The 11652-nt window shown below is 56.0% G+C and carries 11 protein-coding genes; 9 read left to right on the forward strand and 2 right to left on the reverse strand.

Annotated features, from left to right (window positions below; genetic code table 11):
• Positions 1 to 55: 55 nt before the first annotated feature.
• Entirely contained in the window at positions 56 to 2317 is a 2262-nt protein-coding gene (ptsP, locus tag GPM19_RS05580) for a phosphoenolpyruvate--protein phosphotransferase (RefSeq protein ID WP_160418006.1), read from the forward strand.
• Here the strand turns inward: ptsP and GPM19_RS05585 are convergent.
• The gene (locus GPM19_RS05585) at positions 2314 to 3096 is read right to left on the reverse strand and encodes an NRDE family protein (protein WP_160417890.1); all 783 of its coding nucleotides are present in this window, start codon (positions 3094 to 3096) and stop codon (positions 2314 to 2316) included. The genes ptsP and GPM19_RS05585 overlap by 4 nt on opposite strands.
• A 158-nt stretch (positions 3097 to 3254) precedes the next feature.
• On the opposite strand from GPM19_RS05585, the gene GPM19_RS05590 reads away from it, so the two are divergent.
• From GPM19_RS05590 to GPM19_RS05625, 8 genes are all read left to right on the forward strand, one after another.
• Positions 3255 to 4463: a response regulator gene (locus tag GPM19_RS05590; RefSeq protein ID WP_160417891.1), complete on the forward strand. Its 1209-nt coding sequence runs from the start codon at positions 3255 to 3257 to the stop codon at positions 4461 to 4463.
• 10 nt (positions 4464 to 4473) lie between these two features.
• Positions 4474 to 5271, forward strand: coding sequence for a sulfite exporter TauE/SafE family protein (locus tag GPM19_RS05595; RefSeq protein WP_160417892.1), 798 nt, complete (start codon positions 4474 to 4476; stop codon positions 5269 to 5271).
• Between the two features lie 72 nt (positions 5272 to 5343).
• Positions 5344 to 6141, forward strand: a complete 798-nt coding sequence (gene lgt / locus GPM19_RS05600) for a prolipoprotein diacylglyceryl transferase (RefSeq protein ID WP_160417893.1) — start codon at positions 5344 to 5346, stop codon at positions 6139 to 6141.
• 93 nt (positions 6142 to 6234) lie between these two features.
• The gene (locus tag GPM19_RS05605; protein ID WP_264766794.1) at positions 6235 to 7008 is read left to right on the forward strand and encodes a thymidylate synthase; all 774 of its coding nucleotides are present in this window, start codon (positions 6235 to 6237) and stop codon (positions 7006 to 7008) included.
• Complete coding sequence (locus tag GPM19_RS05610) at positions 7005 to 7538, forward strand: dihydrofolate reductase (protein WP_160417895.1); 534 nt, start codon at positions 7005 to 7007, stop codon at positions 7536 to 7538. Before GPM19_RS05605 ends, GPM19_RS05610 begins: the two co-directional genes overlap by 4 nt.
• 23 nt (positions 7539 to 7561) lie before the next feature.
• Positions 7562 to 8368, forward strand: a complete 807-nt coding sequence (locus GPM19_RS05615) for a ProQ/FINO family protein (RefSeq protein WP_160417896.1) — start codon at positions 7562 to 7564, stop codon at positions 8366 to 8368.
• 269 nt (positions 8369 to 8637) lie between these two features.
• Positions 8638 to 9777 carry a porin gene (locus GPM19_RS05620; protein ID WP_202114708.1) on the forward strand — a complete coding sequence of 380 codons (1140 nt, stop codon included), beginning with the start codon at positions 8638 to 8640 and terminating at the stop codon, positions 9775 to 9777.
• Between the two features lie 105 nt (positions 9778 to 9882).
• Entirely contained in the window at positions 9883 to 10923 is a 1041-nt protein-coding gene (locus GPM19_RS05625; RefSeq protein ID WP_160417897.1) for a hypothetical protein, read from the forward strand.
• Between the two features lie 96 nt (positions 10924 to 11019).
• Here the strand turns inward: GPM19_RS05625 and rfaH are convergent, their stop codons facing one another.
• Positions 11020 to 11541 (reverse strand): transcription/translation regulatory transformer protein RfaH, encoded by a 522-nt coding sequence (gene rfaH, locus GPM19_RS05630; RefSeq protein ID WP_160417898.1) that lies wholly within the window; start codon positions 11539 to 11541, stop codon positions 11020 to 11022.
• Positions 11542 to 11652: the final 111 nt, after the last annotated feature.

Here is an 11652-nt window from a genome sequence, read left to right on the forward strand (position 1 = left end):
GCACTTTATGCCAGGGAATTTCTCAGCGAGGCTAATAATGAAAACTAAGATGTCAATGCTGGAGGTTCTGCGTCGAATAATTCAGGAAGTCAACGGAGCGCGCAATCTGGATGCCGCTCTGTCGACCATGGTGCGGCGTATTCGCAAGGCGATGAAAACGGATGTTTGTTCGTTTTATCTCTACGACAAGGAAATGGAAACCCTGGTGTTGATGGAAACCATCGGCTTGCGTACCCAGGCGGTCGGGCGAGTCGTATTGCCGGTGGGAGAGGGACTGGTGGGATTGGTCGCCAAACGCAGTGAACCCCTCAATCTGGAAGATGCGCGAATCCATCCTCACTTTCGCTATTTTGAAGCGACCGGCGAAGAGCGTTATTCCAGTTTCCTTGGGGTGCCGATTATTCATCAACGCCGCATGCTGGGTGTGCTTGTGGTGCAGCAGGCGGAAAAGCGTAGTTACGATGATGAAGATGAGGCTTTTCTGGTGACCATGGCGGCGCAGTTGGCCGGGGTGCTGGCGCATGCCTTGGCCACCGGCAACTTGTCGCGTCCGTTGTTGGCCGACGGCCAGGCCACGTTTTCCGGCGTGGCTGCCTCGCCGGGCATGGCAATGGGCGAGGCGGTGGTCATTGCTCCTCCGGCGGATCTCAATAGCGTGCCGGACCTGGTGCCCAGCGATCAGGAGTACGAGATTACCCGCCTCAAGCAAGCCATTGGCCGCACCCGCGCCGAAATTCGCGCGGCGGGGGAGCGTCTGGCCAGCCGGATCTCGGCCCAGGAACTGGCGTTGTTCGATGTCTATCAACAGATGCTGGGGGAAGCGGCGCTTTCCAAAGAGGTGGAAAAGCGTATCCGTGAAGGACAGTGGGCACCGGGGGCACTTGCCGACGTGGTGCGCCGGCATGTGCAGTACCTGGAACGTGTCGACGATAACTACCTGCGTGAACGCGCAACGGATATCCGCGACCTGGGGCGCCGAGTACTGGCGCATCTACAGGAAGATACGCCTTCCACGCCCGAGATCTACCCGGATGAAACCATTCTTGTCGGGGATGAAATAAGTGTCGCCATGTTGGGGGAGGTGCCGCGTGAAAAGCTGCGTGGGCTAGTCTCGGTGCGTGGTTCAAGCACCTCGCATGTTGCTATTGTGGCACGGGCCATGGGCATTCCCACCGTGCTGGGCATGGTTGACTTGCCATTGCATCGGTTATCCGGGGCTCCGGTGGTGCTGGATGGCCACCGGGGGCGATTGTTCGTGCGCCCCGCGCCAGAGCTCCGGGTGCGCTACCAGACGCTTATTGACGAAGAACTGGCCTTGGGCAAACTGCTGGAGCATGAGCAGGACTTGCCCAGCGAAACCCCCGATCACTACACCATGCCCTTGATGGTCAACACCGGCCTGGCGGTAGAGGCCTCCAATCTGCTCAAGCGACGCATTAGTGGGGTGGGGCTGTATCGTACCGAAGTCCCGTTCATGATTACCGAGCGTTTTCCAGGCGAGAAGGAGCAGACCCGCCTGTATCGCGACCAGTTGGAAAGCTTCTCGCCGCTACCGGTGGTCATGCGTACCCTGGACATAGGCGGTGACAAGGATCTGCCCTATTTCCCTATCGATGAAGCCAATTCCTTTCTGGGCTGGCGAGGAATGCGGGTGACGCTGGACCATCCGGAAGTACTGATGGTGCAGCTACGGGCCATGCTTAAGGCCTCCCATGAGTTGGACAACCTGTACGTGCTATTCCCCATGATCACCAACGTGGAAGAGGTTGATGAGGCGCTGCGCCTGCTCGACCGAGCCATCGTGGAACTCAAGGAAGAGGGTGCCGAGGTCAAGCGGCCCAAGGTGGGGGTGATGATTGAAGTGCCTGCCACCATCTATCAAATGGATGCCTTGGCCGAGCGGGTGGATTTCTTCTCGGTAGGCAGCAACGACCTGACGCAGTATCTGCTGGCGGTGGATCGTAACAATCCGCGTGTAGCGGATCTCTACGATGCCTTGCACCCTGCGGTGCTGGCGGCATTGGATGAGGTGGCCCGCGACGCCAAGCGGCTAGAACGGCCGATTTCATTATGTGGAGAATTGGCCGGTGACCCTGCCGGCGCCTTGCTGCTGATGGCAATGGGCTTTACCAGCCTGTCGATGAACGCGCCGAGTCTACCCAAGGTGCGTGCTGCCATTCGTCGAGTGTCATGGACGGAGGCCAAGAAATTGCTGGGTGAGGTATTGGCGTTAGCGACCCCGACGGAGGTGCATCGCCATCTGGAAGCCAAGATGGATGAGTGGCAACTTTCACACCTGATGCCACCACGGGATTAAGCGTTAATGGGTACCTTCAGACGTATTTCTCCGAGATGTGTGCCCGAAGGTCCGAAGCTTTCCTCGGTAATGGTAATGTACTCTCCATCATGCAGGCTCAGCCAGGTGGTGGCGCGGGTGCCATAGGTTTCCCCGAGAATGAATGCCGCGGAAAGTTGTTGTTCCAAAATGAGCTCAATGCCGGTATCAGGCAGGCGTTCGAGGGGGGCGGTACGGGTATCCTGAATTGCTTGTTTCACTCGGTCCGGCCAATGGTCTTGCAGGTCTTCGTTCAGATTTTCACTCAAACGTTGGCAAACATGCGTGAGCTTGGGCCAAGGGGTATCAAGGTCGGCATTGGATAATCCGTGAACGCCGGGTGTCACCCTTTGAAGGTGCGTACTCTGGCGGCCCCGGTGCAAATGCCACAAGACATGCTGATCGCCCACCAGCAAGTTGAACCCGGCATAGCGCTGGGCGCCGTTTTCAGCCAAGGTCTGTAACCAGACGGACGGGTCCTTGCATTCCAATGCCTGGCGAACCAGGGCGCCACGGCTAGGCGCTGCCAAGGGCGTGGCCATGAGAGGGTCGCGCACATTGGTCAAGGCGGCAACGCGTCCTTGCCGGTTGACCGCAAGCCAGGTGCCGCCGGCTTCAAGGTCACGCCCGCCGACAATATGTGGCGCATCGGGCCAGCTTGACAGCGCAGCCGCAGGGCGCGCGTGGAATTCGTCACGGTTGGCGATCAATCTCAGGGGCAGTGGACTATCCGGTTGCCAAGCAAAGGCGATCAAACACATGGCAGGTTCTCTTGTGATGAAACATAGCGTTGGCCCAAGGGTACAATCAAGCGGGCCAGGGCGTATATATGACAAGCATTTCCAGGCCACGTACACTCCACACCGTGAGAGTCAGGCGTCAGGCCTGTTTCTGCGTGCCAACAGGAAGGCGACGATAAATGGCTCAGTATGATAAGCAAGCGTATTTCTGGAGCCTGCTGATATGGCCGCTCCTCTGGCCATTGTTGGTGGCGCAGTTGTTGCTCGTACTGCTGTGCTTGAGCGTGGGTTTGGTGGTGTGGGGAATGATGCCGACCTATGTTACCTGGAGTGCGGCGGGCTGGTTGATGCTGACGCTCTTGCTCGGCAGTAGCTTGAATGTCGCTGTGTTTCTCATGCTGGTAAAATCGCGCCTCAAACATTACGAAAGCCAGTTGAATCAGCAACTGGATGACCTCGAACGGTGCACCGGTGAAGTCCGGCAATGTGGCGGTCCCTCGGCTTTGCCGCCCCTGCCAAACCGAGGTGCTGACAGTGGGTGGTCGTCCCCACTGGGGCGGCTGTCGCGCTTGACTGAGAATCTGGGAGAGCTTGCACGCTGCGGTGCCTGTGCCGGTTCCCCGAGATCGTTGCCTGGGGCGCCGGAAAATCACCGGGAACACTCATTGCTGGAAAGCTTACAGCAGCAGCAACAGCAACTGACACAGTCACTTCTGGGGCGTGACCGAGCCCGGGAAGAATCCCGCTTGAAATCCAGTTACCTGGCATTGGTTCAACGTGAAATCGATCAGTTGATGGATTATCTCAATGGCTTGATGTTGGAAGGCAATGCGACACCGTGGCGTAACAATATCGGAGATATGCGCGAACAATTGGCGGACATTCGTGTGCTACTTTCCAATCTGCAAGGCGCTGACGCAGCCACTGAGAAGGGGCCTGAGCCAGAGGATGAGCAAAGCACGACGCTGATGGCTTCACGCTTGAAAATCCTGGTGGTAGATGATGGTCCGGTAAATCTTATGCTGGCATGCCAGATGCTGGAGAGCCAAGGCTTTGATGTGGAGGGTGTCAGTAGCGGACAACAGGCACTAAAACGTCACGAACAGCAATACTTCGATCTGGTGTTCATGGATATTTTCATGCCTGACCTGGATGGTAAGCAGACCAGCCATTTGTGGCGTGAGCAGGAACAGGCACTCGGGCAGAAGGCTTCAGGAAAGAACAGTAGCGTGCTTGTCGCATTGACTGCCAATGCCGACCAGGCTGGGCGCGAACAATGCCTTCAGTCAGGCATGGATGACTTGCTGGCCAAGCCTTATCAGCCTGATGCCTTGCTTGACGTCATTCGCCGGTGGTTTCCCACCGTTATCGAGGAAAAACAGCAGTGAGCCAGCCTTTATGAACGCCTTGGCAACATCGGTGGGCTACCTGGGGCTGGGTGCTGCGGCCGGCACCCTGGCCGGGCTTTTCGGCGTGGGGGGTGGCTTGATCATCGTGCCCGCTCTGGCATTTGCCTTCACGTTGCAAGGAATGGCGCCGGAAATCATTATGCATCTGGCGGTGGGGACTTCGCTCGCTACCATTGTGGTGACGGCGACTTCCTCGGCCTTGGGGCATTTTCGCAAGGGGAGTCTTTACCGGCCTTGGTTTCTGGCATTGCTGCCAGGGTTGATGCTCGGGGCGGTGGGCGGTGTTTTTGTCGCCGATACATTATCCAGTACCGTATTGGGCACCCTGTTCGGGGTGTTTGTACTGCTGGTGGCCGTGAAAATGGCCTTGGGGTTGGCGCCCAAGCCTGGCTCCATAGCGCCAGGCAAGCTCGGCATGGGGTTTGCCGGCGGGGTGATTGGGGGTGTTTCCGCTTTGTTCGGCATCGGTGGCGGTACTCTGGCCGTGCCCTGGCTATCGCGTTGCGGCGCGACCATGACCCAGGCGGTGGGTACGTCAGCGGCTTGTGGGCTACCCATCGCTCTGTTCGGGGCGCTGACCTTCATTGTGGTCGGTTGGGGACACCCGTTGCTCCCTGATTGGGCCAGCGGTTTTGTCATGTGGCCGGCTTTTTTGGGTATCGTCATTGCCAGCGTACCTTTCGCTCACCTGGGCGTGAAACTAGCTCATGTATTACCGGCGCGCGTATTGCGCTTGGCCTTTGCCGGATTATTGGCAATCGTGGGGATGCGTTTTCTATTGACGTAAGCCCATCGTAGGGACACTCATTCACAGTCCTTAAAACCAGACAGACTTTTAAGACAGACTTAGAGAGAACCGATGCTGACATACCCCGATATCGATCCGGTCGCCATTGCCATAGGGCCTATCCAGGTACATTGGTATGGCCTGATGTACGTCATCGGCTTCGTCGCCGCCTGGTGGTTAGGCTGTCGCCGTGCCCCGCGTATCGGCTTGAACAAGGATGACGTGGGCGACTTGCTGTTCTACTGCGCGATTGGCGTGGTGGCTGGAGGCCGGCTGGGTTATGCCATCTTTTATGGGCTGGAGCAGTGGGTTGCCGATCCGTTATGGGTATTTCGGGTCTGGGATGGGGGAATGAGCTTTCACGGCGGCCTGATCGGGGTCGTTGTGGCCACGATATTCTTCGCACGTAAGAAAAAGTTGGCGCTTTTCACTCTGGGTGATTTCATCGCACCGCTGGTCCCTATCGGTTTGGGTGCCGGACGTATCGGTAATTTTATCAATCATGAGCTTCCCGGGCGGGTCACCAACCTGCCATGGGGCATGCCATTTCCGGGTATGGGGCCGGAGCCACGCCATCCCACGGCATTGTATGAGGCGCTGCTGGAAGGTGCTGTGTTGTTTACTGTTCTATGGTGGGTATCAAGCAAACCACGTGCCCGTGGGCTGGTTTCCGGTTTGTTCCTGCTGCTTTACGGTCTGTTCCGTTTTGCCGTTGAGTTTGTGCGCTTGCCGGACCCGCATATCGGTTTCATCGCTTTCGGCTGGGTAACCATGGGTATGCTGCTTTCACTGCCCATGATCGTTCTCGGTGGGCTGTTGGTTGCGTGGTCACGCAGCCAGCCGGTGGATGGAACAAAGCGCTCGGCGTGAATAACCGTTTTACATTCAATTTGTTAATTTGACGCTGGATACACCGTGACTGCTGAAAAATTGCCTGCTATTGAGCAACCTTATCTGGATTTGATGCGCACTGTGCTGGAAAACGGCGTAGAGCGTCGCGATCGTACCGGGGTGGGAACGCGCTCCATCTTCGGTCATCAAATGCGTTTCGATCTTTCGCGTGGCTTTCCTCTGGTGACCACCAAGAAATTGCATCTGCGCTCTATCATTCACGAGCTTTTATGGTTTTTGCGCGGCGACACCAATATTGCCTACCTCAAGGAAAACGGGGTGCGTATCTGGGACGAATGGGCCGATGAAAACGGTGATCTCGGGCCGGTGTATGGTTACCAGTGGCGCAGTTGGCCTGACCCGCAGGGCGGCCATGTGGACCAGATCGGCAAGGTGCTCGCGCAGATTCGCACCCATCCGCAGTCCCGTCGTCTGATTGTTTCCGCCTGGAACCCGGCACAGGTGGATGAAATGCAACTGCCGCCGTGCCATTGCCTGTTCCAGTTTTATGTGGCCGAAGGCAAACTTTCCTGCCAACTTTATCAGCGTAGCGCGGATATCTTCCTGGGCGTGCCGTTTAATATCGCAAGCTACGCGCTGCTATTGAGCATGGTGGCCCAGGTAGTCGGGCTTGAACCGGGGGAGTTCGTCCATACGCTGGGCGATGCCCATTTGTACATGAATCATCTGGAGCAAGCGCGGGAACAACTGACGCGTTCGCCGAAAGCGGCTCCTCGCCTGGTACTCAATCCTGAGATCAAGGATCTTTTTGCCTTTGGTTTCGATGATATTTCCATCGAAGACTATGAGTTTCACCCCCCGATCAAGGCCGAGGTCGCCGTATGACTGCTTCAGAAACCCTGGTGCCGGTCGCCATGATTGTCGCCATGTCCAAAAATCGTGTTATCGGCGTGGAGGGTAAGCTGCCCTGGTATTTGCCGGAAGATCTCAAGTTCTTCAAGCGTATCACCCAGGCCAAACCACTGGTGATGGGCCGGAAAACCTTTACTTCCATTGGTAGGGCGCTGCCCAATCGGCTCAATATCGTGGTTACACGCGATACGTCATTTGCTCCCGCTGGCGTACGGGTATGTCATGACCTGGCGTCCGCCTTGGCGCTGGCCGATCAGCAAGCCACCATTGATGCAGCTGAGGAAATTATGGTGATGGGCGGCGGCGAGATCTACGCCCAGGCGCTACCCTTTGCTCAGAGGCTGTATGTCACCGAGGTTGACGTGGAAGTGGAGGGCGATACCTACTTCCCCGAGATTGACCCGGTAACGTGGCAAGAAACTCAGCGAGTCGCGGGGAGCCCTGCCGAGGGGCAGCCTGATTACGATTTTGTGGTTTATCAGCGCCGGCAGCCGAACCAGTAGGCAATGCCAAGGAGACATTGGGTATGACGCAATCTGTGCTGCAGTTACTGGAACATTTGGAGCACCGCCTGGACATGGCTAACGTGGAATTACAAACGTTGCGTGAAGAAAATGCCCAGCTCAAGACGCAACTTCGCAACCTGGCGGCACCGCAAACGCCAGTAGCGACGGAGTCGGCATTACCCGAGCCGCAACCCCCGCCAGCGGCTACTTCCTCGTCGACTCAAGGCGAAGTGCAACCGCCACCCCGGCAGCCGGCAGCAGAAAATGTTTCAGCGGCGCAAGAGGCGCCTTCTCCTCAGGCATTGCTGGCTCAATGGTATGAGCGCTATCCGAAGACGTTTTTCAAAGGCCACACCCAGCCGTTGAAAGTGGGCATTCACGAAGATTTGGCAGCCAAGGAGCCGTGGTCGAACAAGCTGATACGCCGAACCCTGGCCAGTTACGTCAACCTGCCGCGTTACCTCAAGGCCATGCGCGAGGGTTCGACACGTATCGATTTGGAAGGCAAGCCTGCAGGCGTAGTGGATAAGGCCGCCGCCCAGCACGCTGCGGAAAAACGTACCCCCGCTTCAAGGCGCAGGCCAGACGCGCGCCGTCTAGCCAAGCATCAGGCGTCTACCTCTAGCGAAAAATCGAGCGGGCAATCAGGTATCGTTGAGGATAAAGCGGCTGCCGACAGTGCCGGCAGGAATAAGCACAGCGAAGCCGTCGATCGTTTTGAAAAAAACCAAGCCGTTCATCACGCCAGCGAGCCGAGTGCTGCTCCCAAAAATGAAACCATGCAAAGCAAGCTTGCTGCGCTGCGGCAGAAATATGAAGGCAGCTGAGACTGCCGTGCTGAGGTTTGGTTCCGGCCCTATCTGATGAATAATTGGAAAACAGTGTTTTTTTCTATTGCGCTCGTTGGAGTCCCGGTATAGAGTTTGCCCTGCGAGCATTGGAATATAACAAGGCTGAGCTGAGGACATGCCACATACCGTCGGAAAAAACCCACGGATGGCCAAAAAGAGCATGCCCAGCGAGCCGGCTGTATCGGCGCATATCGCGCCCTACAGAAAACGATCGAAACAGTAAGCTAGTTAAAGGAATTTTAAACATGAAAAAGACACTCTTAGCGACTGCTATCGCCGGCGCTGCCGCAATGGCCGCCTCTGGTGCCCACGCTGCTACCGTCTATAACGAAGACGGTACCAAGTTGGATATCTACGGCAACATCCAGATTGCCTACTACAACACCGATGGCGGCGTAGTAGTAGACGAAGATACAAATGAAGAAAGAGTTGTTGGGTCACTTGATGGTATCGCAGATAACGGTACTACTTTCGGTTTTGCTGCCGAGCACATGATTACTCGTGACCTGACCGGTTACCTGAAGCTCGAAATCGACGACTTTGATGCTTCCAACATGGCGACTTTTGATCGCAGCGGCCAGACCGGTGACACCGCTTATGTCGGCTTGAAGGGCAACTTCGGTGATGTGCGTCTGGGTTCCTACGACCAGTTGATCGATGACTGGGTCCAGGACCCGATCACTAACAACGAAGGCTTTGATATTTCTGACTCCACCGTTGCACATGGTGCCGGTGGTGACCAGCAGGAAGACAAGGTGACTTACACCTCGCCGGCTCTCAATGGCCTGCAGTTCGCCGTGGGCACCCAGTACCGTGGCGACAGTGAGTCTTCGGATCCTGCAGATTTCGCAGATAATGGTCCTTCCTTCTACGAGGATTCCGGTAACGCTGCGTTCTTTGGTGGTGCCAAGTATACTGCAGGCGCTTTCTCTATCGCCGCCGTCTACGACAACCTCGACAACATTCAGTTCGTTGATGGTAACGGCAGTATCGATAGTGTCGGCGATGCATATGGTATGACCGCCCAGTACACCATCAACACCCTGCGTCTGTCCGCCAAGGTTGAGCGTTTCGATTCTGAAGCAGATGATGCCCTAGATACCAACTTCTATGCACTGGGTGCTCGCTACGGTTACGGCAATGGCGATATCTACGGTGCCTATCAGTATGTCGACGTGGATGCAGCTAGTTTCCGTAGAGGGCTTTCTGACGCCATTGATCCCGACCAAGAGTTCGATACCGGAGACGATAATCGCAACGAAGTGATTCTCGGTGCTACCTACAACATCTCCGATGCCATGTACACCTGGGCCGAGCTTGCTTGGTATGATAAGCCAGAAGACGAAGACGACGGCGTTGGTGTTGGTGTAACTTACTTGTTCTAAACCCCGGTCGCAGGAGTTTCCTGCCCCCTAGGGTTTTGTTATCGAAAGCCGATCCTCCAGGGGATCGGCTTTTTCATTGGTAAACCGACATATAAGCGAGGTTCCATGAAACAGCCGATCATAATCGCGAGTCTAGTGGCGTTGGGAGTGATGATAGCGACGCCGGCGATGGCGGACAGTGCAATGCAAGAGCGTTTCCGTGAAGAAGGCAAGCAGCTTGATTTAACCGGTTTCCTGCAGTCCGACACCGATGCGCGCAGCCGCAGTTTTCTGTTCGGTGGCACGCACGAGCATGATTTTACCGTGAAGGAAACGGGAGTTTATTTACTCGAAAGTGAGGTGCCGGGCGGGCGTTCCGAGGATTATCGCATAGCTGGAGAGCTGCTGAATGCCCAGGGTGACGTACTGGCCCGCAGCGAAGCACTGGGCCAGAACGATGGCCTGGCCATGCGCCAACGGCTGACGCCGGGTGACTATACCTTGCGTGTCGAGGCGCATCGGTTTGGTACCCGAAGCGATGCCATGGATAGCTTCTACTACATTACCGTGAGTGGGCTCGATGAGCAGGGCAGGCCGAAGACTGATGCGGTTGATAGAGGTGAAGGCTTGGTCTTTACCGGCCAGGGCCGTGAGTCAAGCCGTAGCGTTTTCGTGCGTGGCTCGGAGACTGTTGCGACGATTTCCGCACCTTCTGTTGCATCGGATGCTGCCGGGAGTAATCCTGCTACATCAGCAGCAGACAGTGCTCAGCCCCAGACTTCCAGTGAAACTAGCGCTGCAGCAGCGCAACAGGAAACCTCCGTCTCCCCGAGAGAGGGTTTTGAAACGATCGTCACTGATGTCAAGATTCGCGCAAAAGGTGAGGTGTTGACCTTTGAGGTAGCCAAGCCGGGCACCATTGCGATTACCACGTCCACATACCCTGGCGGCTATGAAGATACCTACCGTATCGAGTTGGACGTTCTGGATGAATCGGGCAATGTCGTCGCAGAAGGCGCGGGAGAAGGCTTCGATGGCGATGTCGACCTTCAGACCAGGTTGTCGCCGGGGCGTTATCGGATTCGTGTGAAGGGGCAAAAGTTTGGCTCCGCACATTCAGGGGTCAACAACTACGAACTGAAAGTCGAACAGCTGAATCGGCGATAACTCTTGTTCATGAAGGCTGATGCTTGGAAGTGAATTGAAGGCGGAGTTTCCTCCGCCTCAACGGCAGGCGATCAAAATGGGTGGGCGCTTACCTGCTCAATCTTTCTTGAGGTGTTGAAGAGGCATTTCCAGGTGCTGGGGGCGCTGAAGAATGTTGAGCAGCACGATGGCGCGCTCCTCTCCCTTGGTACGGGTAAAGATGGCCTCGAGTTCCTTGAAGGGCCCCTGTGTGATCCGGACTTTTTCACCGGCCATGAAATAAGTATGGGGGGTCTCATCCACGGCTGTGGCGTGAGCCTTGAGTGTTTCCACCAGATCATCGCTCACGGGCACGGGTTTGTCTGCAAAGGTGAGTAGGCGCAATACGCCTCTTGTCGAGCGTATAGGACGCCAGTTGCTAGCGATTTTATCCAGTCTGATAAAAAGGTAATAAGGAAATAATGGCTCAGTGATCCAGGTGAGCTTATTTTGTCGCTTTCGCTGTATTTTCAGCACAGGATGAAGGATTTCATAGCCTTGATTGGCGAGATGCTCAGCGGCGCGAAAAGACTCGCCTCCTTTGCATTGAATGACATACCAGTAGGGTGTTGCATTCGCCATCGGCTTGTTTGGCTCCATACGTTCATCCTTGAGCTTGAAACATAAACGCCTACTCTTTCAAGAGCGGGCGTTATAGTCAACGTTTTCAGCTTCAAAGGGTTTATTGATTTAATATTGACGAGGATCAAT

Source organism: Vreelandella zhuhanensis (assembly GCF_009793355.1).
GTDB classification, from domain to species: Bacteria; Pseudomonadota; Gammaproteobacteria; order Pseudomonadales; family Halomonadaceae; genus Vreelandella; species Vreelandella zhuhanensis.